This is a genomic window from Streptomyces sp. NBC_00012, assembly GCF_045040875.1.
Classification (GTDB): Bacteria; Actinomycetota; Actinomycetes; order Streptomycetales; family Streptomycetaceae; genus Streptomyces.
On the sequence record NZ_CP108309.1, the window covers coordinates 2,743,769 to 2,769,238 of the forward strand.

17 protein-coding genes and 1 pseudogene are annotated in these 25,470 nt (G+C 70.7%); 15 read left to right on the forward strand and 3 right to left on the reverse strand.

The annotated features are described in order from the left end of the window. Window positions 1-2 precede the first annotated feature (2 nt). The 3 genes from glyA (at window position 3) to OHA19_RS12545 (ending at window position 4,461) form a co-directional block, all read left to right on the forward strand. Entirely contained in the window at window positions 3-1,262 is a 1,260-nt protein-coding gene (glyA, locus tag OHA19_RS12535) for a serine hydroxymethyltransferase (RefSeq protein WP_405716718.1), read from the forward strand. Between the two features lie 154 nt (window positions 1,263-1,416). Continuing rightward, on the forward strand, window positions 1,417-2,799 hold the full coding sequence (locus tag OHA19_RS12540) for an L-serine ammonia-lyase (RefSeq protein ID WP_405716717.1): 1,383 nt from the start codon (window positions 1,417-1,419) through the stop codon (window positions 2,797-2,799). Between the two features lie 159 nt (window positions 2,800-2,958). After that, window positions 2,959-4,461: a SulP family inorganic anion transporter gene (locus OHA19_RS12545; protein ID WP_405750229.1), complete on the forward strand. Its 1,503-nt coding sequence runs from the start codon at window positions 2,959-2,961 to the stop codon at window positions 4,459-4,461. Window positions 4,462-4,473: 12 nt separating this feature from the next. Here OHA19_RS12545 and OHA19_RS12550 read toward each other — a convergent pair whose 3' ends face one another. Beyond that, entirely contained in the window at window positions 4,474-5,349 is an 876-nt protein-coding gene (locus tag OHA19_RS12550; protein ID WP_405716715.1) for a hypothetical protein, read from the reverse strand. Window positions 5,350-5,663: 314 nt separating this feature from the next. Next, a complete protein-coding gene (locus OHA19_RS12555) occupies window positions 5,664-6,959 on the reverse strand; it encodes a cytochrome P450 (protein ID WP_405716714.1) in 1,296 nt (431 codons plus the stop codon). 363 nt (window positions 6,960-7,322) lie between these two features. Here OHA19_RS12555 and OHA19_RS12560 point away from each other — a divergent pair, with 363 nt between their 5' ends. The 12 genes and pseudogenes from OHA19_RS12560 to OHA19_RS12615 all read left to right on the forward strand — a co-directional run bounded on the left by OHA19_RS12560 (window position 7,323) and on the right by OHA19_RS12615 (window position 23,935). Next, window positions 7,323-7,655, forward strand: coding sequence for a hypothetical protein (locus tag OHA19_RS12560; protein WP_405716713.1), 333 nt, complete (start codon window positions 7,323-7,325; stop codon window positions 7,653-7,655). A gap of 21 nt (window positions 7,656-7,676) precedes the next feature. Further along, on the forward strand, window positions 7,677-7,988 hold the full coding sequence (locus tag OHA19_RS12565) for a pore-forming ESAT-6 family protein (protein ID WP_383206846.1): 312 nt from the start codon (window positions 7,677-7,679) through the stop codon (window positions 7,986-7,988). Window positions 7,989-8,056: 68 nt separating this feature from the next. Further along, a complete protein-coding gene (locus tag OHA19_RS12570) occupies window positions 8,057-8,467 on the forward strand; it encodes a DUF6507 family protein (protein ID WP_405716712.1) in 411 nt (136 codons plus the stop codon). Next, the gene (locus tag OHA19_RS12575; protein ID WP_405750232.1) at window positions 8,464-11,808 is read left to right on the forward strand and encodes a hypothetical protein; all 3,345 of its coding nucleotides are present in this window, start codon (window positions 8,464-8,466) and stop codon (window positions 11,806-11,808) included. Before OHA19_RS12570 ends, OHA19_RS12575 begins: the two co-directional genes overlap by 4 nt. Then, window positions 11,805-12,590, forward strand: a complete 786-nt coding sequence (locus OHA19_RS12580; RefSeq protein ID WP_405716710.1) for a hypothetical protein — start codon at window positions 11,805-11,807, stop codon at window positions 12,588-12,590. Before OHA19_RS12575 ends, OHA19_RS12580 begins: the two co-directional genes overlap by 4 nt. A 35-nt stretch (window positions 12,591-12,625) precedes the next feature. After that, window positions 12,626-13,420, forward strand: a complete 795-nt coding sequence (locus OHA19_RS12585; protein ID WP_405716709.1) for a DUF6508 domain-containing protein — start codon at window positions 12,626-12,628, stop codon at window positions 13,418-13,420. A gap of 255 nt (window positions 13,421-13,675) precedes the next feature. After that, on the forward strand, window positions 13,676-13,987 hold the full coding sequence (locus OHA19_RS12590) for a hypothetical protein (RefSeq protein WP_405716708.1): 312 nt from the start codon (window positions 13,676-13,678) through the stop codon (window positions 13,985-13,987). Between the two features lie 103 nt (window positions 13,988-14,090). Next, window positions 14,091-15,464 carry a type VII secretion integral membrane protein EccD gene (gene eccD / locus OHA19_RS12595; protein ID WP_405716707.1) on the forward strand — a complete coding sequence of 458 codons (1,374 nt, stop codon included), beginning with the start codon at window positions 14,091-14,093 and terminating at the stop codon, window positions 15,462-15,464. Window positions 15,465-15,517: 53 nt separating this feature from the next. After that, window positions 15,518-16,891, forward strand: coding sequence for a MinD/ParA family protein (locus OHA19_RS12600; RefSeq protein WP_405716706.1), 1,374 nt, complete (start codon window positions 15,518-15,520; stop codon window positions 16,889-16,891). A gap of 64 nt (window positions 16,892-16,955) precedes the next feature. Continuing rightward, window positions 16,956-20,915 (forward strand): annotated as a pseudogene (eccCa, locus tag OHA19_RS12605) (type VII secretion protein EccCa); the annotation flags it as partial. A 43-nt stretch (window positions 20,916-20,958) separates the two neighbouring features. Further along, window positions 20,959-22,377 carry a DUF6177 family protein gene (locus tag OHA19_RS12610; RefSeq protein WP_405716704.1) on the forward strand — a complete coding sequence of 473 codons (1,419 nt, stop codon included), beginning with the start codon at window positions 20,959-20,961 and terminating at the stop codon, window positions 22,375-22,377. Between the two features lie 580 nt (window positions 22,378-22,957). Next, entirely contained in the window at window positions 22,958-23,935 is a 978-nt protein-coding gene (locus tag OHA19_RS12615) for a terpene synthase family protein (protein ID WP_405753246.1), read from the forward strand. Window positions 23,936-24,004: 69 nt separating this feature from the next. Here OHA19_RS12615 and OHA19_RS12620 read toward each other — a convergent pair whose 3' ends face one another. After that, entirely contained in the window at window positions 24,005-25,312 is a 1,308-nt protein-coding gene (locus OHA19_RS12620; protein WP_405750234.1) for a PucR family transcriptional regulator, read from the reverse strand. Window positions 25,313-25,470: the final 158 nt, after the last annotated feature.

The window sequence follows — 25,470 nt, forward strand, 5'->3', positions numbered from 1 at the left end:
TGATGTCGCTTCTCAACTCCTCCCTCCACGAGCTGGACCCGGACGTCGCCGCCGCTGTCGACGCCGAGCTCCACCGTCAGCAGTCCACCCTCGAGATGATCGCCTCGGAGAACTTCGCTCCGGTCGCGGTCATGGAGGCCCAGGGCTCCGTCCTCACCAACAAGTACGCCGAGGGCTACCCGGGCCGCCGCTACTACGGTGGCTGCGAGCACGTAGACGTCGTCGAGCAGATCGCCATCGACCGCATCAAGGCGCTGTTCGGCGCCGAGGCCGCGAACGTCCAGCCGCACTCCGGTGCGCAGGCCAACGCCGCCGCGATGTTCGCGCTGCTCAAGCCGGGCGACACGATCATGGGCCTGAGCCTGGCCCACGGCGGTCACCTGACCCACGGCATGAAGATCAACTTCTCCGGCAAGCTCTACAACGTGGTCCCGTACCACGTCGACGAGACCGGCGTCGTGGACATGGCCGAGGTCGAGCGTCTGGCCAAGGAGTCCAAGCCGAAGCTGATCGTCGCCGGCTGGTCCGCGTACCCGCGTCAGCTGGACTTCGCCGCCTTCCGCCGCATCGCGGACGAGGTCGGCGCGTACCTGATGGTCGACATGGCGCACTTCGCCGGCCTGGTGGCCGCGGGGCTGCACCCCAACCCGGTGCCGCACGCCCACGTCGTCACGACCACCACGCACAAGACCCTCGGCGGTCCGCGCGGTGGCGTCATCCTGTCGACGCAGGAGCTCGCCAAGAAGATCAACTCCGCGGTCTTCCCGGGCCAGCAGGGCGGCCCGCTGGAGCACGTGATCGCGGCCAAGGCGGTCTCGTTCAAGGTCGCTGCGACCGATGAGTTCAAGGAGCGCCAGCAGCGCACCCTGGACGGCGCCCGCATCCTCGCCGAGCGCCTGGTCCAGCCGGACGTCACCGAGGTCGGTGTCTCCGTGCTGTCCGGCGGTACGGACGTCCACCTGGTCCTGGTCGACCTGCGCAACTCCGAGCTGGACGGCCAGCAGGCCGAGGACCGGCTGCACGAGCTGGGCATCACGGTCAACCGGAACGCCATCCCGAACGACCCGCGGCCGCCGATGGTCACCTCGGGTCTGCGGATCGGTACGCCGGCCCTGGCGACCCGCGGTTTCCAGACCGAGGACTTCACCGAGGTCGCGGAGATCATCGCCGCCGCCCTCAAGCCGTCCTACGACGCGGACGCCCTGAAGGCCCGCGTCGTCGCGCTGGCCGAGAAGTTCCCGCTGTACCCCGGCCTGAAGTAGTCCGGACAAGTTCTCGTTACACGTTGGGGCGGGGCACCGCGCACACTGAACTGTGAGCGCGGTGCCCCGTCCCATGCCCCGCCCTCCGGGCCGTCCGGCCCGTACCGCACCACCCGGCAGACGACGGCGTCTACCAACCCCTGAGGAGTCACCCGTGGCCATCTCGGTCTTCGACCTGTTCTCGATCGGCATCGGCCCGTCCAGCTCCCATACGGTCGGCCCGATGCGCGCCGCCCGTATGTTCGCTCGCCGGCTGAAGAACGAGGGCCTGATCGCCCACACCGCCTCGATACGCGCCGAGCTGTACGGCTCGCTCGGTGCGACGGGTCACGGCCACGGCACCCCCAAGGCCGTCCTGCTCGGCCTGGAGGGCGAGTCGCCGCGCACCGTGGACGTGGAGTCCGCCGACGACCGGGTCGAGCAGATCCGCACCACCGGCCGGATCAACCTCCTCGGCATGCACGAGATCGACTTCGACGCCGACGAGCAGCTGATCCTGCACCGCCGCAAGGCCCTCCCGTACCACGCGAACGGCATGACGATCTTCGCCTTCGACCGCGAGGGCGACCTGCTCCTGGAGAAGACGTACTACTCGGTCGGCGGCGGCTTCGTCGTGGACGAGGACGCGGTGGGCGAGGACCGGATCGTGCTCGACGACACCGTGCTCAAGCACCCCTTCCGCACCGGTGACGAGCTGCTGCGCCTCGCCCATGACACCGGGCTGTCCATCTCCTCGCTGATGCTGGAGAACGAGCGGGCCTGGCGCACCGAGGACGAGATCCGCTCGGGTCTGCTGGACATCTGGCGCGTCATGCAGGCCTGTGTCTCGCGCGGCATGTCCCGCGAGGGCATCCTGCCCGGCGGCCTCAAGGTCCGCCGCCGCGCCGCGAACACCGCCCGCCAGCTGCGGGCCGAGGGCGACCCGCAGACCCACGCGATGGAGTGGATCACCCTCTACGCGATGGCGGTCAACGAGGAGAACGCGGCGGGCGGCCGGGTCGTCACCGCGCCCACCAACGGCGCCGCGGGCATCATCCCGGCCGTCCTGCACTACTACATGAACTTCGCGGCCGGCGGCGCCACCGAAGCGGAGAAGGAGGACGGCGTCGTCCGCTTCCTCCTCGCCGCCGGGGCCATCGGCATGCTCTTCAAGGAGAACGCCTCCATCTCCGGCGCCGAGGTCGGCTGCCAGGGCGAGGTCGGCTCCGCCTGCTCCATGGCCGCGGGCGCCCTCGCCGAGGTCCTCGGCGGCACCCCCGAGCAGGTCGAGAACGCCGCCGAGATCGGCATGGAGCACAACCTGGGCCTGACCTGCGACCCGGTCGGCGGTCTCGTCCAGATCCCGTGCATCGAGCGCAACGGCATGGCCGCGGTCAAGGCGGTCACCGCGGCGAAGATGGCGCTGCGCGGCGACGGAAGTCACAAGGTCTCCCTCGACAAGGTCATCAAGACCATGAAGGAGACGGGCGCGGACATGAGCGTGAAGTACAAGGAGACCGCGCGGGGCGGCCTCGCGGTGAACATCATCGAGTGCTGAGCGAACACCCCTGACCGTCCGGGGCGGGAGCCGAGCGGCTTCACCCCGGACGGCCGCCGGGCGTGCGGGTAGAGTGGTCCGTTGCCCGTGGGCGTCGCGGATGCCGCCCCGGCCTCCTGTGCCTGGCCGCACACCCCCTGCACGACAGGTTTCCCGCTCTTGTCCTCCTCCGTACTGTCCCCGGCCGCGAGGCTGCGCGGATTCCGCCCCTCCTGGCTGTCCCCGAAGGTGTTCCGCACCGAGCTGCTGGCCGGCCTCGTGGTCGGACTGGCGCTGATCCCCGAGGCGATCTCCTTCTCGGTGATCGTCGGGGTGGATCCGGCGATCGGACTGTTCACCTCGTTCACCATGGCGGTGGTCATCTCCGTCGTCGGCGGACGCCCCGCGATGATCTCCGCCGCCACCGGCGCGGTCGCCCTGGTCCTCGCGCCCCTCAACCGTCAGCACGGGTTCGGTTACCTGGTCGCCGCGGTCATGCTGGGCGGTGTCCTCCAGATGGCCCTGGGCGCGCTGGGTGTCGCGAAGCTGCTGCGGTTCGTGCCGCGCAGTGTGATGGTCGGCTTCGTCAACTCCCTCGCCATCCTGGTCTTCATGGCCCAGATCCCCGAGCTGCACGACGTGCCCTGGGCGGTCTACCCGCTGGTCGTCGGCGGGATCCTGCTGCTGGTGTTCTTCCCCAGGGTCACCAGGGCGGTCCCGGCACCGCTGGTCTCCGTCGTCGTCCTCACGGTCATCACCGTCGCCGCCCAGATCGCCGTCCCGACCGTGGGCGACAGGGGCGAGCTGCCCTCCGCGCTGCCGGTTCCCGGCCTGCCCGACGTGCCGTTCACGGTGGGCACGCTGACGACTGTGGCCCCCTACGCGCTCGCCATGGCGCTGGTGGGGCTGATGGAGTCGCTGATGACGGCCAAGCTGGTCGACGACATCACCGACACCCGCTCCAGCAAGACCCGCGAGTCCATCGGCCAGGGCATCGCCAACATCGTCACCGGCTTCTTCGGCGGCATGGGCGGTTGCGCCGTGATCGGCCAGACCATGATCAACGTGAAGGTGTCCGGCGCCCGCACCCGGCTGTCGACCTTCCTCGCGGGCACCTTCCTGATGGTCCTGTGCATCGCCTTCGGACCCGTTGTCTCCCGCATTCCCATGGCCGCGCTCGTCGCCGTCATGGTGATGGTGTCCGTCGCGGCCTTCGACTGGCACTCCGTCGCGCCGAAGACCCTCGGGCGGCTGCCGGCCGGGGAGACCCTCGTCATGGTCGTGACCGTGGCCTGCGTGGTCGGCACCCACAACCTGGCCATCGGCGTCGTGGTCGGCACGCTCGTCGCCATGGTCGTCTTCGCCAGGCGGGTCGCCCGCCTGGCCGACGTCACGACGGTCACCGACCCCGGGGGCGACCGGATCGTCTACTCCGTGACCGGCGAACTCTTCTTCGCCTCCGCCAACGACCTGGTCACCCGGTTCGACTACGCCACCGACCCCGGCCTGGTCGTCATCGACCTGTCCGCCGCCCACATCTGGGACGCCTCCTCCGTCGCCGCGCTGGACGCCATCACCACCAAGTACGAACAGCGCGGCAAGACCGTCGAGATCATCGGCCTGAACGAGCCGAGTGCCGAGATACACAAGACCCTCAGCGGCGAACTCACCGGCAGCCACTGAGCGGTCGCCCCGTCACGGCGCCGGCCGGCCCCGCAGCGTCACCCCGTACCTCGTGCGCAGGCGGGCGATCTCCCACCACGCCACCGCGGACACCGACGCCGGGCCGCCGATCAGGGCGCAGATCCGGACGAGCGGCGGGCCCGGCGGCATCCCGGCCATGACCAGGTTGATGGCCGCCAGCTCCCACACCAGCACACCGGTCAGCAGGGCGGGGAGGGCGGCGTGCACCTCGGAGGTGCCGAACACGGTGCGCACCACGGTCGCGGAGGCGAAGCAGACGAAGAAGAGCATCCACACCGCCGGGGTGAGCAGGGCGAGCGTGACGAGCGGACCGATCAGGTACTGCTGGAAGTTCCGGCCGAGGAACACCTGCCCCACGAAGAGCAGCGGCACCGCCGTGAACGCGGCGAAGTACCACAGGGCCGAGCGCACGGCGGGGCGCAGCCTGGCCCGCATCCCCGGCCGCTCGGCCGGCGGTGCGAGCCGGAACAGGGCCACGATCACCAGGGGCGCGGTGAGAAGCAGCAGCCACGGCGTGAGGGCGAGCCGGATCGTGTACTGCTCCTGGATCTCCTCGAAGTCCGACGCGGTGCCGTAGACGACCAGGATCAGGCCTGACGTGACCAGCGCGGTCCACGCCCTGGCCTTCTGCACGCGCGCCACCTGCGGATCCAGGATGCGGCGGTGGGTGTGCGGAGGGAATCTCAGGTGCGCCTGTCCGCGGGCCGACCGGGCCAGCGGATAGGCCAGGACCGGCAGCAGCAGGGGCCAGAAGCAGAACAGGAGCGCGGCCCACACGCAGCCGTGGACGGGCAGCCGCCGCAGCAGTTCCATCAGCGGGGGCCAGTCGCCCTCGCGGAACTGCTGCCACAGCGAACGGGGCGGCACGTACGGGAGATGGGGCGGGTACCCCGGACCCGGGTACGGCCCCGGGTAGGGCCCCGGGTACGGCCCCGGGTAGGGATGCGGGTACGGCCCCGGGTACGGGTGGGGGCCGGGCTGCGGTGGCACGCCCGGTGGCGGCGGCTGACCCCCGTTCGGGGGCCATGCCGGGCCGTACGGGTTCTGTCCCCCGAAAGACACGCAGATTTCCTTCCTGAGAAGCGGGGCGGGTGCGCTGCGGAAGCAGGGCGAGTGTGCTGCCTCGAGAGACGGGGCGGGTGAGTTGCGGAACGATCACGCGGTACGCGCAGCAGTCCGCCTCAGCGCAGGTGCACCGGCAGCGATTCGATGCCGTACACGATGGACAGCTTGCGGAAGGCCAGGTCCTGGGGCGGGACGGCGAGCCGCATCCGGGGAAACCGCCGGGCCAGGGCCGGGTAGGCCGTGCGCAGTTCCATGCGGGCCAGTTCAGCGCCTATGCAGCGGTGGATGCCGTGGCCGAAGGCGAGGTGACCGCCGGCCGCGGGAGTGCGGTGCGGGTCGAAGCGCCCGTCGTCGTCGACGTACCCGGCATCGCGGTTGGCGGCGCTGAGCGAGCAGAGCACCATGTCGCCCTGCGGGATGACCACCCCGCCTATCTCTATGTCCCGTCGGGCGAACCGGGGGAAGGCGATCTGCACCGCCGAGAGGTAACGCAGCACCTCCTCGACGAAGGGAGCGGTCATGGCGTCGTCGTGACGTATTCGTTCGCGGACGTCCGGGTTCTGCAGCAGCACCAGGGTGCCCAGGGCGATGGTGCTGGCGGTCGTCTCGAACCCGCCGGTGAGCACACCGTCGGCCAGGCCCGCGAGTTCCTCGTCGTCGACGTTGTCGCCGTGCTCCCGCACGATCATGCCGAGCAGGCCGTCGCCCGGATTCTCGCGCTGTGCCCTGACGACGTCCCTGAAGTACGCCAGCGACTCGGACATCGCGCCAAAGGGCGCGGTCGTTCCGGCGAAGAGGTCGAAGCGGTCCATGGCGAGCTGCTGGAAGTCGTCGCGGTCCTCGTACGGCACGCCGAGCAGTTCGCAGATCGTGAGGGAGGGGATCGGCAGCGCGAACTCCTTCACCAGGTCGACCGGTCCCCCGGCGGCCTCCATCGCGTCGAGGCGCTCCTCGACGATGGCGTCGATCCTGGGCCCCAGCCGCCGCAGCCGGCGCATCGTGAACTCCGGGGTCAGGATGCGGCGCAGTCGTGTGTGCACCGGCGGATCGTTGAACCCTAGCCCGCCGGGGCTCTGCTCGGCGGCCACTCCGGCGTTCGTCGCGAGGTGGGCGAAGTCGGTGCTGAATCCGTCGGCCGAGCCGAGGACGGCCTTCGACTCCTCGTAGCCGCTGACCACCCAGGCGTCCATACCGAATGGCAACGAGACCTTGTGCACCGGCCGCTTCGCCCGGGTCCTGGCAAGTTTGTCCACCGGGTCGAGGCCGTCCCTGCGCATCATCATCAGCAGGTCGTCGGGCAGCAGCCTGACCGTGGATGACCCGATCCCGTACTTCTGGATCCTGGACAGGTAACTGCGCCCGATCCGGGCGGTGATACGAGAGCGGAACGTCGTAGTCAATCTGCACTCCATGAGTCGTCGCGCGGTCCGCACACACGGTGCGGACGTGAAACAGCTGTGCAGCAGGCGCGGATGTGGATCGTGGCCGGCGGCGACACGGCTTGTGCCAAACGGCATTCTGTCTCAGAGCGTGAGCAAGCGGCGCCCCGGCGGCATCGGATCCGGCCTGCGGGGCCCGAAGAACGGCGGCCTGTGATCATGAGCACGCCGCGCCGGGGCCGGTGATCCGTGCGAGGCTCTCCTTGCCCGCACCGGCCCACCGGTGGTTCTGTCACAGCCTCTCAACAGCACCACAGGTCTCAATTGCCTCCGCGCCCGGGGAGTTGATAGGGATGTTCAGTACATTTGTTTGCTCGGGTTCGGCAGGGGGATTGAATGAAGTTCGACATGGGGGCGCAGGTTCTGACGAGCCTGTCTTCGAAGTCGCGTGGGTCGAGTGATGATCTGGGTACGTTGATTCGTCAGCTGGTTCAGGCGGCGGCGCCGTTGGAGGGGAAGTTCCACGGTGCGGGGCGTACGGCGTTCGATTCGTTCAAGAATCGTTCGGACGAGATCACGGCGGCGTTGAACGGTTCGCTTTCGGCTCTTCTCGGTGGCCAGTCGGGGATGGAGCAGGCGTTCGGTTCGGGTGATCAGGAGCAGGGTGACAACGCGCGGCAGCAGATGTCCGCGGCGAATTTCGATGCGGCGCGCTTCGGCGGCCGGTGACATACGGGGGTTGGGTTTCTGATGGCTGGTGACGGTGACCGTCGCGCGTACGACACGGGTGCGTCCTCGGACGCGCAGGGCAACATCCAGGTGGTGATCGCGCGGCTGGAGGAAGTGATCGCGGCGCGGGACGGCCAGGTCAAGGCGGCGATGGCGGACTTCGCGGCCGATGGCGTGGCGGACGAGTACCACGGCAAGGAACTGCGGTGGAACCGTTCGTCGCAGGAGGTCAAGAACATCATCCAGCTGCTGAAGACGACGCTGGAGCAGAACGACGGCACCGCGCAGCACACGATCACGCGCGCGAAGGCAGCGGTCGACAACATCGGCTGACTCGGCCTGGATGCCCGCCCGGGGGTGGGTTCGGGGTCGGTTCGGTAACGGGGAGCATGAGGTAGGGCATGACCGGCTGGGATCTGAAGCCTCAGGGTATTCAGGGTGTGCTGAAGACGACGGGTGAGGTCGCGTCGAAGATTCAGACGCACGCGACGTCGTACGGGGACCATCTGTCGTCGGCGGCGTCGAGTGCGGGGACGATCACCGCGGAGGGCGGCGGTGACGGCGGTGGTGGCGGTAAGGACGGGGAAGGGGCCGTGGGTGGTCTGGTCGCGCTGGCGTTGTCGCAGTTCGCCGAGCACACCACCGGGGACCTGAAGTTCATCGCGGCGCGGGCGGGGAAGTCCCTGACCGGTGCGGTGGACGCCACGACCGCGTATCTGAACGGTGACCTGGACATGGCCGCCGAGGCGCAGCGCAAGGCGCTGGGCGCGGTGGATCTGGACCCGAAGAAGCCTGGGGTGCAGTCGCGGTGATCAAGCCCGAGGCGATTCCGCAGTACACGGGTGATCTGGGTCAGCTGGAGAAGGACCACGCGGGTCTGACGAAGGACGCGGGTCAGATCCGGGACACCGGTTCGTCCGTCCATACCCATTTCCAGGCGTTGTCCGCGTATTACAAGGCGCCCGAGGCGGAGCAGTTGTTCGCGTCGACGAAGCCGGTGAAGGACCGGGCGGACGGTTTCGCGGACGATCTGGAGAAGGTCGCCTCCTCGTTGTCGGACTACGCGAGCGAGATCCGTCCGCTGGTCACGAAGCTCGCGCGGCTCAAGACCGACGCGACGACGTTCGTGAACGACAACAAGGACGACGACGACTGGGAGTACGACGGGGACAAGGTCGAGGAGCACAACAAGCTCCGCGACGACATCACCGCGACCGTCGCCGCGTTCTGGGCCGCCGAGCGCACCTGTCACAACAAGATCACCGCCCTGTTCGGCGGGACGCAGATGGTCGCCGGCGACGGGTCCGAGCGCAAGGACCAATACGGGTTCAACGCCGACGACCTCAAGAACGCGAAACTCCCCTGGGGCGACCCGGTCGAGGAGAAGCACCACTGGTACGAGGTCGGACACTGGGTCAAGTCGTTCGTCTGGGACGGGCTGATCGTCGACGGGATCTGGGGCACCATCAAGGGCCTGGGCACCCTCGTCGGGTTCGGTGGCTGGGACGCGATGGGACAGGCCTGGAAGGGCCTGGCCCAGCTCGCGACCGGCCTCGTCATCAGCGCCGTCCCCGGCGCCTCGACGCTGTTCTGGACCCTGCCGGACGACAAGCTGCCCTCCTGGCTGCGTGACTCACGCACCGCGATGAAGGAGACCGGCAAGGCTCTGGTCGCCTGGGACGAGTGGGGCAAGAACCCCGGCCGGGCCGCCGGAGCGGTCACGTTCAACGTCCTGACCACCGTGTTCACCGGAGGCGCCGGCGGCGCCGCCGCGGGAGCCGGCAAGGCCGGAGCCGTCGCGAAGGTACTGTCCGTCGCGGGCAAGGCAGGCAAGGTCATCGACCCGATGACCTACATCGCCAAGGGCGCCGGTGCGGGCCTGTCGAAGATCGGCGACATCACCAAGGGCCTCAAGGGCATCGGCAACATCGAGATCCCCAGGCTCCCCGACGACGCGATCACCCTGCCCGAGGGCTCCCTCAAACTCCCCGACGGCACCTTCCACCTTCCCGAGGGTGCGGCGATCCCCGAGGGCGGCGTCAAACTCCCGGACGGAAACGTCAAGTTCCCCGACGACGTCCCCCTCCTGCCCGAGAACACCACCAAACTCCCCACCCACACCGACACACCCGTCCAGTACTTCGACCACGACGGGAACCTCCTCGACGACAACGGTGGCATCGTCCAGCACGCCGACGACGCGCCCAAGGAGAACTCCCCCACCACCGCGGTCAAGGAACCGGTCCTGGTCGGCGCCGGCGCCCACACCGCCGATGTCTCGGCCCACGTCGGCGACAACGCCGTCCACCTCGGCAGCGACCTCGGCGACACCGGCCGCCTCGCCGACGACCTGCCCGGCAGCCACACCGGCGACAACCTCCCCGGCGGAAACGCGCACGACCTCGGGCACAGCCCCTCGGCCGGCCACGAACCGCCCGCCGGCGGGCATCACGGCGACGGCAACGGCGGCCACGGCGGCGGGCACGAGGACCCCGTCGGCGGTGGCCACGACGGCACCGGAGGCCCCGGCCACGACGGGCCGTCCACCGGTGGCGACCACGTTCCGGACGGTCCGGGGTCGAACGGTCCGGGGTCGGACGTTCCGGGTCCCCCTCATGGCGGCGACGGCGGAGTTCCCGGCGGGATCACCCCCGACGGTCCCCGCGGCAACCTGCCCGACGGTTCCTGGGCAGGCGAGAACGGCCTGCGCCTGGACCGGGAGGCGAACGCAGCGGCCGACGACTTCATGCGCAGGTCCACCGAGGCGGAGCCGCGCATCACCGAGTCGATGCAGGGCATCGCGGGCAAGGTCGACAACGGCAAGCTGATCGGCCTTGAGTACCGTCTCAAGGGCGAGGACTCGCTCAAGCGCAAGCTCGCCACGGACATGCTCGAAGACATCGGCGTGGACCCCGCGCGGGCCCTCGGCGACATCAAGGACTCCGTCCGCTACACGATGGAGGTCCCGAGCAACGGCTACACCCATGGTGTGCAGCAGGCGATCGACGACCTCCAGGCCAAGGGCTTCGAGAACGTCACGTTCAAGAACACCTGGGACTCCACCGGTTACAAGGGCATCAACTCGACCTGGCGCGACCCGCTCAGTGGTCAGACCTTCGAGCTGCAGTTCCACACCGCGGACAGCTTCACGGCCAAGATGGACGGCCACGTCCTGTACGAGAAGGAGCGTCTGCCCGGCGTCTCGCCGGACGAGCTGGCCGCGATCAAGGCCGAGCAGGCGGAGCTCTTCGGCAAGGTGCCGGTGCCGCACGGGGCGGGCGACATCAAGATCGGCGGACGCGGCGTCGACGACGTCGTTTCCACCATCGGCAAGGACGTCGACTCGGCAGTGCACGGTGTCGGGTCGGCGGCGGACGATGTCGGACGCCTGGGCGACGACGCCACGCACCTCGGCGACGACGCGGCACACGTAGGCGACGACGCCACGGACCTCGGCGACGACGCGGCGGACGGCGCGCGGGCCGATGACCACGACGGCGGCCCGTACACCGATGGTCCGCGCGGTGGCTGGAGCGGCGCCGGCTGGGTAGAGAAGCCCGATCCGATCCACGACCCGGACTCCGTGGCCGCGGCGGAGATGTACGAGAACATCAGGTCGACGGACAACAAGGTCGAGCTTCCGGCGATCTCCCGGAGCACCGGGGTGGACGAGTCCGTGCTCCGCCAGGTCAAGAGCCATCTCTTCCGGTCGCAGCACGAAGTGGCCATCGGTCCCGACACGTTCAAGAAGGGCCTCTTCACCCCGCGCATCGACATCGGCGAGATGTGGTTCGCGGCGCGTGAGGGGAAACTCAGCGAAGAGGGCGTGCAGCAGTTCAAGCACCTCATGGCGCACGAGTACGTCGAGAGCCGTCTCATGAAGTCGGGCCTGCCCTACATCCGCGAATACGACCACCTGTGGGAGCTCGACCCCTCCGACGGCAAGTACTACCGCCCGAAATTCCCCCAGGACATCACTGACGCGGGCGCCCATGACCTCGCGCCGAACGACAAGATCGGCGGGTTCCGGCACTGGCGGTCCCTGGGGATGGAACCGCCGAAGGTCCAGCTCGCCGATGATTTGTCCAATGTCGATGACGTGGTGAAGGCTATTCATCAGGAGCTGCGCCTGAAGGGACTTGATCTGAAGTGAGTACTGAGCTGTCACGCGAGGTGCTGGAGCGGTTGCGCGCGGTCGACTGGTACGGCGACTGGGACATGGCCAACAGCCACTCGCGTTCCCGCGCCCTGCTGATGCGGGAGTACATGCGTCGCGCGGCGCTGTGGGCTCAGGCGTACGGCGCCGAGGAGAAGTGGCCCTTCTTCGACGTCACCGAGTTCGTCGACCCGACGTTCCGGCTGGACCCGGAGGTCGAGTCCGAGCTGGAGGATTACGTGGCGCACAACGTCGGCACGCCGTCCACGGCAAGGACGTGCCGAGGTGCCGTGCGCTGGGTGGCGCTCCGGGCCGAAGACAAGGTCGGTCTTCCGGAGCTCCCGGACCCGTACGAGCCGTTGCTGCTCATGTACGGGCGAGGCGGTGGCTACTCGATCGAGGAGTTCATCGACCTGTACGGAGTGATGATCCCGTACGGGAACTTCGAGTCCAATCTCAACGCCGAGCCGTTCCTCACGCTGGCCCCGAGCACACTCGACGCCCTCGATGCCGGAGCGGTCGGCAGGATCACGTACTACGCGAAGATCAGCGAGGGATATCCGCGCAGCAGCCCACGCGGCATCCTGCGGCGACGTCTCGTCGGCAAGGAGGGGGAGACGCACGACGAAGCCTTCACCCGCAATCTTCGCTGGGAGCCGACGGAGTACCTGAGGCTCTACGAACTCGGGCACAACGACGTCGACCACGTGCAGATCTCCGAACGGGAAGCTGCCGCATTCATCGAATCGACGACGAAGAAGCTCACCGGTTCCCGATGAACCGACGGCCGGGCGGTCCGAGGCAGGAATGAGTGATGGTGAACCGGGCTGACGCACCGCGTTACCGCGGCACGACCGACAGGCCGGTCCACCACCTCACCGTCGCCGGCTCCCGCGGCGAGGCGATGGGCTACCTGTGGGCCAATGACGAGGACGACGCCGCCGGTTGGTGCCTGCGGCCGGCCGGTGACCGGGCGGGGTTGAGCGAAGGGCTGGAGTGGTCCGCGAAGCTCAACGCCGCCAAGGCGAGAGGGCTCGCGCCCACGGCCGCGCTCGCCGAGCTGGTCCGCGGCTCGGACCCGAGGTGCGTCAGCCATGTCGTCCCGGGCTCCCTGGCCACGGCCCCGTCCCTGGCCGCACTCACGGAGCTGGCCCATGTCGTCACCGGGGCCGACGACCGGCGTCTGCTGGCTCAGCTCGACCGTGGGAACGCCGGAGCGTGGCATGAGCTGAGGGAGGCACTCACCGCGCTCACGGACGAGGACCGCGACGTGCGGTGGTCCCAGGGCGGGAAGCAGCCCGACGGCACCTGGCGCATGAGCTTTCCGCTCCACGGCGAGCGGCTCCGACGCCTGGTGCGCGCGCTGCCCGCCGTCGGTGCGGTGACGCCCGCGTACCTGTGGCAGGACAACCCGCCGCCGGCCGTGCCGGCCGACGGACGGCTGAGTCCGGCCGACGCGGTGCGCGCGGCCACAGCCGTGGTGCGCGGGGAACGCTTCTGCGACGGGACGATCGCCGAGGCGGCGAAGAGCGGTCTTCTCGACGCCGTGGCCGAGTCGTTGTGTGTCTGGTACGAGGTCGGAACGGGCGGCCCGCACGGCGTTCCCTGACGAATGCGGAATGCCGGTTCGCCGTGCTCGCTCGTGCCGAGGCCGGGCTGTACTGCCCGCTCGCCCATGCCTTATGTTGCACGGGTGAATTAGGGGATTCCCATACGGTGCCCGCCGGCCGGTACGGAATATGCCGCTCCCCCGGAGTGCGCGGGAGTACCCCGGCCCCGGCCGCCGTTCCCCCGCGTCGACAGGCGAGGACGCGGCGACCATGACCGACGCAACGCACGACTGAAGCAACGGACGACAGGACGAATGGCACGGGATTACGACAGCCAGCTTCTGGAGTCGGTGGCTGTACGCCGGCGCAGGATGCGCGACGCACTGCTGTTCGGCGTGCAGCGGGCGCGGCGCACGGCGGACGAGCGGCTCGGAAAGGTGTTCGCGGGGATCGCCATTGCCGCCGTGCTGTGCGCGGGATGCGTGGGATGGTCCTTTGTCCAGAACATGCTGGAGAAGCAGAAGGCCGAACAGCAGAAGCAGCAGCGCCAGGAACAGCAGTACCAGCAGCCGGCGAAAACGGCGCAACCGGAGAAATCCGGGGATTCGGCGAAGAATCCCCAATAACTCAGCAACTCCGGCGAATTCAGAAAGAGTTCCCCGCGAAGGGAACTGAGAAGGCGCCAGTAGCATGGGCACGCCAAGCTGCCCGACTCCTCAAAACGTCGCGATGATAGGTTCCCGTAAAGTGGTGAGCACAGCAACGACTTCCCGAGCGCAGCTCAGCCGGGTGACTCTGGTCGGTGAGCGACGCCGGGCCGACATCGTCCTGCCGTCCGACACACCGATCGGGCAGCTGCTGCCGGACATTCTGCAGTTGCTGGACGACCGGGCGGCGGCACGCCCGATGACACGGCAGCTGATCACGTCGGACGGCTCCGCGCTTCCGCACGACAGCACACTGTCCTCGGCGGGGATCGCGGACGGCGCGGTGCTCCGGCTGGTCCGGGCCCATTCCGCGCCCCCCGCCCCGGTCGTGCACGACGTCACCGATCTGGTGGCCGACGACCTCGATCTGCAGACCTGGCGCTGGCGTCCCGCCGCCCGTCGTACGAGTGCGGGCGTGGCGTCGGTGGCCTTCGCGGTGGTCGCCGCGCTGATGGCCCGGCGCGAATTCGCCCTGGACGCGCTGACCGCCGCCCTCGCGGCCGCCACGCTCGTCCTGCTGGCGGCCGGTGCGCTCGTCGCGAAGATCGGGCAGGGCAACCGGGGCCTGGCGACCGCGCTCCTGCTCGCCTCCGGCAGCCTCGGCGTCCTCACCGCCTGGACCGCCGCGGACGCCTACGACTGGTCGGGGACCGCGCGGCTCGCCGCTGTCGCCGCGGCGCTGGTCCTGACGCTGGTTCTGCTCGGCTACTTCTCCCCGCTCGGCCGCGGCGGGCTCATCGGCGCCGCCGCCGCCACCGTGATCGCCGTGGTGTGGGAGGCCGTCGCCGCCGTCCAGGACGATCCGGCCCGGCTCGGCGCGGTGATGGCCGTCTTCTCCGTCGTACTGCTCGGACTGCTCCCCCGGCTCGCGCTGGCGGCCTCGGGCCTCACCGCGCTCGACGACCGCCGCTCCGGCGGCACCTCCGTCAGCCGCCACCAGGTGGGCAACGCGCTGGCGGCCACCCATCGCGGTCTCGCCCTGGCGACGGTGGTCACCGCGGTCTCCGCGTCGGCCGGTGGCTGGCTGCTCACCACGGCCGGCAAGCCGTCCGTGTGGACCGTGGCGCTGCCCTCGCTGGTGGCCCTCGTGCTGCTCTCCCGGGCGCGGGCCTTCCCGCTGGTCGCCGAGGTCGTCGCGCTCTTCGCCGCCGCCGCGGTCCTGGTCGTGCGCCTGGTCATGCTGTGGATGCAGCACGCCGGGGGTGCCGGACCGCTCGCCCTGCTGGTCGTGGCCGCGGTGCTGCCGCTGCTCGTCCTGGCGGTGCACCCGCCCGAGCATGTGCAGGTCCGGCTGCGGCGCATGGCCGATCTGGTCGAATCCATCGGCGTGGTGGGGCTCTTCCCGCTGGCCGTCGGTGTGTTCGGCGTGTACGGACAGCTGCTCAACAAGTTCTGAGTCGACGCGCAGGTGCTCCGGGCGGGGCAGCAGGGCGAAAGAGAAGGGCAGACATGCCGAACGAAGACAACTGGCAGGGCGATGTGCTGCGCGCCATGAGGGGCGGCGCCGCCCAGGAGGGCGCGCAGGGCCCCGGCGGCCAGGGGCACGGCGCGCCCGCGCAGGCTCAGGGCGGTCAGGGCGGTCAGGGCGGTCAGGGCGGTCAGCAGTACGGTGCCGCCGCGTCGGGCCCCGGCGTTCCCGCGCAGAACGCCCACGCCTACGGGACGCCCCAGCAGCAGTACGCCGGTTACCAGCAGGGACAACAGCAGCCGGCCCAGCAGCCCCGGCCCCAATACCAGCACCTCGGCCATCAGGAACAGCCGCAACAACAGCCGCAGCACCCCGGTCACGCGGAGCACCAGGCGGTCGCCGCGCACCCCGTCGCCCAGCCGCAACAGCAGCCGCAGCCACAACAGGCCCAGGCCCAGCAGCACGCGTACACCCCCGGCACCCGGGCCCAGCACACCCCCGACTCCCGGCCCGTGGTGGACCGGGGGCTGGCCTCCGTCGGGCGCAAGGCGCGGCGCGGTGAGCCGTTCGCCGCTCGGGCCGCGCGCGCCCTGCGGGTGAGCGTGTCCTCGTCGGCCGCGCGCGAGGTCGCCCGTACCACCGCCACCGCCGAGACGCTCCAGCAGCCCGTGACGACCGGCCGGCAGATCGCCGTCACCTCCATCCGGGGCGGCGCGGGCAAGTCGACCGTCGCCGCGCTGCTCGGAACCACGTACGCGCACTACCGCCAGGACCCGGTCCTCTTCGTCGAGGCCGATCCGGCGCTCGGCTCGCTGCCGCTGCGGCTCGGCGCCGAGTCGCTGCGCTGGACCACCGGTGACCTGGCGGGCATCATCGAGCCGCAGATGTCGCTGCTGGACATCACCGGCTATCTCGTCCAGCTCCCCGGCAACGCCTGGCTGCTGCCCGGCAGCCAGGGCCAGATCGGCGCGATGCTGGACAGCAGGGCGTACGAGCGGGTCATGGTCTCGCTGCGCCGCTACTTCGGCGTCACTGTCGTCGACTGCGAGACGCTGCCCGCCGAGGTCGCCCGGGTCGCGCTGTCCGCCGCCCAGGCCCGGGTGCTGGCCGCCCCCGCCACGCTGGAGGGCATCACCAGCACGTACGCGGTCCTGCAGTGGATGCAGTCGCTGCCCCGGCAGGTGATCGCCGGCACCGTCGTCGTGCTCAGCGAACTGGTGCCGCACCCCGGGCTCGATCTCGACGAGGCGGCACAGAAGCTGAAGGCCACCGGTGCCGGTGTGCAGGTGCTGCCGTACGACCGGCATCTGGCGGCCGGCGGCCGGATCCGTACCGAACTCCTGGCGCACACGACCCGGGAGGCCGCCACCCGGCTCGCCGCGGACGTGTTCCGGCTCTCCCAGCAGCAGCACTGATCACGATCGGCAGCACCCACCGGTCCCGATGCCGACCTGACCCGACCCCGAGTGACGGACGACGATGAGTACCCGACTGATCCACCGCCCGGCCAGGACCACCCGGCCGCCGGCCGCCTCCGAGGCGCGCACCATCGAGGCCCCGCCGAACCTGCCCGAGGGCAAGTCGGGCAACATCGCGATGTCGCTGTTGCCGGTCGCCGGTGTGATGTCCTCCGTCGTGATGATGACGGTCGTGCGCAACAGTCAGTTCGCCGGTCTCGGCGCGATCATCCTCGTCGTCACCGTCATCGGCTCGGTGGCGCTGGTCTTCTCGCAGCGCGGCAAGGCCCAGCGCACCCGCCGCACCCAGCGCGAGGCCTACCTCGCCTATCTGGAGGACCTGCGCGAGGAGCTCTCCGTCGAGGAGCGCCGGCGGGCCGAACGGGCCGATGTCCTCAATCCGCCGCCGCACGCCCTGTACGACATAGTGCGCGACCCCGCCCGGGTCTGGGAGCGGCGCCGGCTCGACGGCGACTTCCTGCGGGTACGCGTCGGCACGGGTGAGATGCCGGTACGCGATCTGAAGGTCGCCCAGCAGGGTTCGTCCGTCCTCTCGCCGCCCGACACCTTCATGCTCAACGAGGCGTCCGCGCTGATGGACCGCTTCCGTACCGGTACCGAACTCCCGCTCACCGTCCCGCTCGACCGGGTCGGCAACATCAGCGTCATCGGCCCCCGCGAGGCCTGTCTGCGCGTCGCGCGCGCCCTGCTCGTCCAGACCGCCGCCACGCACGCCCCCGACGACGTCGCGATGGCGCTCGCCGTGCCCGGTGAGCGGCTGACCGACTGGGAGTGGGCCAAGTGGATGCCGCACCTGCTCGACACCGAGCAGTTCGACGGTCCGGTCGCCGCCCGCCGGATCGCTCCGTCCGCGCCTCAGCTCGCCCGCCAGATCGGCCCGGAGCTGCGCCGCCGCGCCTCGTACGCGGCCGAGGTGCGGCGCGGTCTGTCCGGGAAGGACGCGCTGTCCATGACGTCCCGGCTGCTCGTCGTCGCCGACGGCCACGGCGAGGACGCCGTCGACCTGCCGCGCCCGGACGACGCGGTGGGGCTGCGCGAGATGGGCGTCAGCGTGCTGCACCTGCTGGAGCACCGGGTCCAGGAGCCGGGACACGTCAGCGTACGGATCACCGTCGACGGCGACGGGGTGGTCATCGAGGATCTGCGCGAGCAGGAACCGATCAGCGCCCACGGCACCGTGGACGAGGTCGGCATCCCGTTCGCCGAGGGGCTGGCCCGGATGCTGGCGCCGATGCGGCTGTCCGCCGAATCGCTGGTGGACGCCCCGCTCTCCGGCCCCGTGGACTTCGCCGACCTGCTCGGCATCGACGACGTGGCACGGCTCGACCTGTCGCGGATGTGGTCGCCGCGCGGCGAACGCGCCTTCCTGCGGGTGCCGATCGGCATCAGCGACTCCCACCAGCCGGTGCTCCTGGACCTCAAGGAGTCCTCCGAGCTGGGCATGGGTCCGCACGGACTGTGTGTCGGGGCGACCGGTTCCGGCAAGTCGGAGCTGCTGCGCACCCTGGTCCTCGCCCTGGTGGCCACGCACCCGCCGGAGGACCTCGCGCTGGTCCTGGTCGACTACAAGGGCGGTGCGACCTTCGCCCCGTTCGCGGAGCTGCCGCACGTGGCCGGGGTCATCACCAACCTGGAGAACCAGGCGGGCCTCGTGGAGCGGGTGCACGCCTCGCTCGCCGGTGAGGTCAAGCGCCGCCAGCAGGTGCTCAAGGACGCGGGCAACGTCGCCGACATCGGTGACTACGCGGCGCTGCGCGCGGACCGGCGGCCCGATCTTGACCCGCTGCCGCATCTGTTCGTCGTGATCGACGAGTTCGGTGAACTCCTCACCGCGAAGCCGGACTTCATCGACCTGTTCCTGTCCATCGGCCGGATCGGCCGCTCCATCGGTGTGCATCTGCTGCTGTCCAGCCAGCGCATCGAGGGCGGCAAGCTCAAGGGCCTGGACACCTATCTCTCGTACCGGCTCGGGCTGCGCACGTTCTCCGCCGACGAGTCGCGCACGGTCCTGGACACCACGGACGCCTTCCATCTGCCGCCGCTGCCCGGCTTCGGCTATCTCAAGGTCGACACCAGCCACTACGAGCGCTTCAAGGCGAGCTATGTCTCGGGCGCGTACCGGGGGCCGGTGCAGCGCGACGAGGAGCAGGACAGCGGGCCGCTGGCCCTGGAGTACGAGGCGTTCAACACCCTGGCCGAGCCGGAGAGTTCGGGCGAGGAGCCGAAGGTACGGCGTCGGGAGACCGGCCCGACCGAGATGGGTGTGATCGTCGACCAGCTGCGGGAGGCGGCCGGTCCGGTGCGCCGGATCTGGCTGCCGCCGCTGCCCGGCGCCATCTCCCTGGACAAGGTCGCGGGGCCGCTGGACGTGGGCCCGCGCGGGATGCAGCTGGCCGCGCGGCGCGGTCCGCTGCAGGTGCCGCTCGGCCTGCTCGACGACCCGACCAAGCAGTGGCAGGGCCAGTGGTACCTGGACCTCACGGTGGCGGGCGGGCACGCCGCGGTCATCGGCGGTCCGCAGACCGGCAAGACGACGCTGCTGCGCACCCTCGCGCTGGCGATCTCGCTGACCCACACCCCGCAGGAGGTCGGCGTCTACGGCCTCGACCTGGTCGGCGGCGGCCTCCAGGCCGTGTCGGGGCTGCCGCACGTCGGCGGCGTCGCCGGGCGGGCGGACCGGGAGCGCGCGGGGCGCACCGTCGAGGAGGTCCGGGGCATGCTCGCGGTCCGCGAGGAGCTGTTCCGCGAGCACGGCATCGACTCCGTGGAGCAGCTGCGTTCGCTGCACGCGGCAGGCCGGCTGCCCCAGCTGGCCTCGGCCGAGATCGTGCTGATCATCGACGGATTCGGCGCGCTGCGCGACGACTTCGACGAGCTGGACGACGCCGTCGTGGACATCCTCAAGCGCGGTGGCGGCTACGGCATCCACGTCGTCGCGGGCATGCTCCGCTGGAACGACGTGCGCATCGCCACCCAGTCGAACTTCGGCACCCGGGTCGAGCTGCGGCTGAACGACCCCAGCGAGTCCAGCATCGACCGCAAGCTGGCGCAGACCCTGTCGCCCGACGAGCCGGGCCGCATCCTCACCGACGGCAAGCTCTTCGCGCAGGTCGCGCTACCCCGCACGGACGGTGTCGCGGACGTCTCGGACCTGGGCGCGGTCCTGGAGCACACCACCCGCACGATCCGCGCCACCTGGAGCGGCGAGGTCGCCCAGCCGGTCCGGATCCTGCCGCACGTCCTGGAGCCGCACCTGCTGCCGGGCCCGGTCGCCGAGCCCGAGCGGGTGCCGATCGGCCTGGACCAGACGGCGCTGGCGCCCGCGGTGCTCGACCTGTTCCACCACGACCAGCACCTGCTGGTCCTGGGCGACAGCGAGTGCGGCAAGACGAACCTGCTGAAGACGATCGCCGGCGGGCTGATCGAGCGCTACGGCGAACAGGAGCTGGTCTTCGCCGTCATGGACCCGCGACGCGGTCTGCGCGGCGCGATCCCGGAGGAGTTCCGCGGCGGCTACGCGTACAACCCCAAGATGTGCGCGGGGCTGGCCGCCGGTATCGCCACCGAGCTGGAGAAGCGGCTGCCGGACGACCGGGCGGACACCGAGGATCTGGAGCCCGGCAGCTGGGGCAGCGGTCCGCGGATCGTGATCCTCGTCGACGACTACGACGTGCTGACCACGGCCGGGCAGGCACCGCTCGACCCGTTCCTGCCGTACATCCCCTCCGCCGTCGACATCGGGCTCCACTTCGTACTGACCCGCCGGGTCGCGGGCGCCTCGCGCGGCATGTACGACCCGCTGATGCTGGGGCTGCGCGAGTCGGGTGCCTCGGCGCTCCTGATGGCGGGCGACCGCAGCGAGGGCCAGCTGTTCCCCGGTGTGTACGCGACCCAGCAGCCGCCGGGCCGCGGTGTGTTCATCCGCAGGGGCCAGCCCAACCGTCTGATCCAGACCGTGTACACCGCACATCCGCACCCCGGACGAAGAAGGAACGGCCGACCACATGACCAAGGACGTCATCGCCCTCACCCCGCGCATGCCCGACCCGCTGACCGTGCTCGCGGGTCTCCTCGCGGGCGGCCCGGACAAGCTGGTGGGGACGACGGGCGAGGATGCCGTCGTGCAGCTCTGCGACGACCAGGGCCGGCCGCTCGTCTCCATCGAGGCGCCGCTGCTGGTGCAGGTCGCGGGCGAGGCCGAGCGGCTGCTCGGGGCCACCGCGCCGCCGGTCCCGTTCTGGTGGACGGAGGCCCGTGCCACCACCGGGGTCGAGGAGGCCGAGCTGCTCGCGGGCACCTTCGCGGCCCGGATCGCCACGCTGGCCGGGGGCTCCGCCTGGCCGCCCGAGGCCGCGCGCTCCCTCGCGGTGGTGAAGACCGACGGGGTGAGCGTCGCGCCCACGCCCGCCGCCGCGCAGCCCGCCGTGGACGCGCTCACCGACAAGGTGGCCGTCATCATCCAGGACCGTCCGGTGGTCGCCATGACGGCCTGGCTCTCGGACGCGTTCCGGGCCGCGGCCAACGCCGAGCTGGGGCTCCAGATCGTCACCTCGCCGGGCGCCACGCTCTCCCCCGCCGTACGCAACAGCCTCAGCGGCTGGCCCTCGCGCTGGGTGGTGCAGGACGAGAAGGACGGCTACTACGACGGCCTGTCCGGTGCCGTACTGCGCTGGCAGCACGGCATGTTCGCGACGGTCGAGTCGCCCGATGCCACCCCCGAGGACCCGCGCACCCCGGTGGCCGCCGCCTACCAGGAGGTCAGCGACACCGGTGACCGCCAGCTGGCGATCTCGTTCCGCACGGTCCACCCGGCGGACGACCGGCTGGTGCTGGGCGGGGCGTTGGAGTCCGTGTGGCAGGAGCTGACGGGGCAGCCCCCGGCGGGGTGGGGCACCGCCGAGCCCGCGAACCTGCCGTGGTCGCTGCGCCGGCTGACCGATGTCGCCTTCGACCGGGCGCCCGAGCCGACCTGGCTCGTGGTGGTCGGCGGCCCGGACCGGCCCGGCCTGGCCACGGTCCGCATCAGCCGTACGAAGGCGGGGGTGGAGGAGGACGTCACGCTGGCGTTCGGCTACGGCCCCGGCGAGGAACCCCCGCTGGACGCCCTGCCCCGGGTGGCGGAGGTGCTCGCCACCCGCCATCACCTCCAGTCGATGCTGGTCCAGCTCCGCAAGGCCCGCCGCGACCTGGCCGTGCCGCCGCGCTTCGAGGGGCCCGGGGTCCCGCTGGCCTTCGTGCTCGGCGCGGAGGAGGTGCGCGAGATGCCCGGCGACCGCGCCCGGCGCATCCCGCTCTCCGAACCGCCGGTCCAGCTCGGCCCGAGGTCCCGTCCGGCGCTGTACTACCCGCTGCCGGGTGATCCGTCGGACCTGTCCGGCTGGCAGGACTTCGAGCGGCTGATGCGGCACCTCAAGGGCGCCTGAGCAAGACGCGGTTCACGGCCCCGTCCCGGGAAACCGGGCCGGGGCCGTCGGCTTGCGCGGGGCGGTGGAAGCGACGGCGGGGCGGGCGGGAAGGGACGGCCGGAGCAGCGGGAAGGGGGCTGCGGAGCGGCGGCATGAAATCGACGGTGCGGAATGCCCGGGCAGGCCCCTCGCCGTCCGGAGGCGCTCACCACAAGAGGTCACCAATTGCTCAGAGGTGTTCACTCATTCGAGATGATCAAGCACTTTCGGTCACATACGACTTCCCTCTCACACCCACACGGGGTTGACTGGGAGTCACGCATGGTGATGCCGCCGTCTTGCATCAGGGGCGATTGCCACCGCGGGCCGACGGGCCCGGCCTCGATGCCCTGACCCCCGGCGGAGGAGAGTGAGCAGGAATGACTGCCTCGTCTCGCACGGTGAGCCTCTGGCCAGAGTCAGTGAGTGCGGGCGGCCCGTCCCCCGATGCGTACCCGGCGACGACACCCGAGTCCGGCCGGACACCCGTTCGTATTGTTCATCCGAATCGCTTCGACGAGAGGCACCAATGAGCCAGATTGTGCTGCCGACGTTTCATATGCCGTTCCAGAGCACCGGATGCAATCCAGGCATCGAGGAGACCAGGGAGGCAACATGGAAATGGGCCGAATCCAACGACCTCATGCTCTCCGCAGTGGCCCGGAAGAAGATGATCCGGACCAGGCCCGAGCTCTGGATATCCCTCATATTCCCCACTGCTTCGCAGCAGCATCTGGATCTCTTCTGCCAGTGGCTCTTCTGGGCCTTCCTCGTCGACGACGAGTTCGACGACGGGCCCGCCGGACGTGACCCGCGCATGTGCGAGGCAGCGATCGACCGGCTGGTCACCGTGCTCGACGGCGGCCTGCCACGCGGCGCCATGGAGCGCGCGCTCGTGGGGCTGCGGGCCCGGACGTACCGGGACCGGTCGGCGCGCTGGATCCGGCAGTTCCGGCGGGACACGGTCGCCTGGCTGTGGACCTACTACGCCGAGGCCGTGGAGCGGGCCGCCGGACAGGCGCCGACCCGGAGCGAGTTCGTGAAGCACCGCCGGGATTCGGTGGCCATGCAGCCCTTCCTGGACCTCCATGAGATCACCGCCGGGATCGACCTTCCGGAGTCGGCCCGGAGCCTGCCCGCGTACATCGCCCTGCGCAACGCGGTCACCGATCACTCGGGGCTCTGCAACGACATCTGCTCCTTCGAGAAGGAGGCGCTGCTCGGGTACGAACACAATGCGGTGCGCCTCATCCAGCGTGATCGCGACTGCACGCTTCAGGAGGCCGTCGACGAGGCCGGAGCGCAGCTCGCCGAGATCGCGCAGCGGGTGCAGCGCGCCGAGAAGGAGCTGATCGAGGAGATCGAGGCGGCCGGTGTCCAGGGCCCCACCAAGATCGCGCTGGAGCGGTGCGTACGGGACTACCGGGGGCTGGTCCGGGGCGACTTCGACTATCACGCCCGAGCGGAGCGCTACACCCGCCCCGATCTCGTCGAGGTCGACGAACGGGAGGCCCTGTCCGGGCACTTCGCGGCCTGACCCACCGTCAGTACGCGCGGGACCGCCGACCGGGGGCCGGTAACGGCCTCCGGTCCCGCGCGGCGTGCCTCACGCCCAGGGCCGCCCCGAGTCACCTTCGCCCGGAGCCCGTCCGTCGTCGTCGGCCGGCAGCCCGAGCGCCCGCAGGGCCAGCGCCCACCCCAGCCGCACCTCGCCCGACTCCGCGGAAGCGCCGGTGAGTTCGGCGATCCGGCCGATCCGGTTGAGGACCGTGTTGCGGTGGCAGTAGAGCTCCTCGGCCGCCCGCGCCGCCGAGCAGCCGTGGTCGAGCCAGACCCGGAGCGTGCCGAGCAGTACGTCGCGTTCGGCCGCCGTGTCCAGTACGCCGCCCAGCCACGTGGTCACGATCCGCTCTGCGATCTCCGGCCGGCCGACCAGCAGCACCTCCGCGAGCCGGTCGTCGAAGGCCGCCACCTCACCGCTTCCGGCGGGCAGCGTGCGCAGCGCCTGCTCGGCCAGCCGCAGTGCCCGCCCAGCCCTGGCGAGCCGGTCGAACTCCGGTGACACGCCCGCGGTGGCACCGGTGCGGTGGCGCAGCAGGTCGAGCAGGACGGCGGACTCCCCCGAGGCCAGCCGCACGATTCCCGCGTACCGGCCCGACCGGGGGCGCCAGAAGGACCAGATGCCGTGCTCGTCGAGGACGGGTGCCGGGTTGGGCGGTGCGGCCGGGTCCTGGGCGGCGACGACGATGACGTACCGGTCGTGGACCGGCACGCCCAGCGCGGCGGAGGCCGCCGCCGCGACCGCCGGATCGTCGCCGCGCCCGTCGAGCAGGGCCTCGAACAGGGCGACGCGGCGGGTGTCCTGCCGGCCCTGCATCTCCAGCTGGGTGAGCCGGTACGACTCGGCCATGACCAGCGAGTAGCGGTCGATGGTCTCCCACACGGCGCCCGCCATGTCCAGCTCGGTGTCCCGGTCGGCCGCGACCGGCCCCACGGCGTCCGGTGTCCCGCGCGTCGCCCGCAGATGCTCGGCCATCACCTGCCACATCACCCGGCCACCGCGCCGGTACGCCTGCAGCACCGTGTCCAGCGGTACGCCCTGCTCCGCGCGCCGCCGCCCCGTCTCGCGCGCCGCGTACTCGGCGTCGCCCCCGTCGGACGACAGCCCGCCGAAGTCCTCCAGCGCGCGCAGCAGGTTGTCGCGGCAGATGTCCCGCAGGTCGTCCCGGCTGACGGGCGAGCCGGAGGCGTACGTACCGCTGTGCACGTGGATGTCGTCGACGACCCGCCGGGTCAGTTCGTCGATCCCCGGCAGGAGGGCGACGGCCAGGGCACGGCGCAGCCCGCCGTCGTCGGTGCCGTCCGGTCGGGGGCCTTCGGTGCGCGGGGCTCGGGCACCCGGGTTCTGCGCCATGACCGAAGGCTAACTCCGCATGTTATGCGGATGCCTCGCCATCTACCGCGCCGAGTGGCTGCTGCCCAGGTGAGCGGTGCGCATGGTAGGCAACTGCACATTGTGCGAAGCCGGGGCCACGGCCGATTCTGAGCAGAACAGCCGTGTGAACGCCGTGT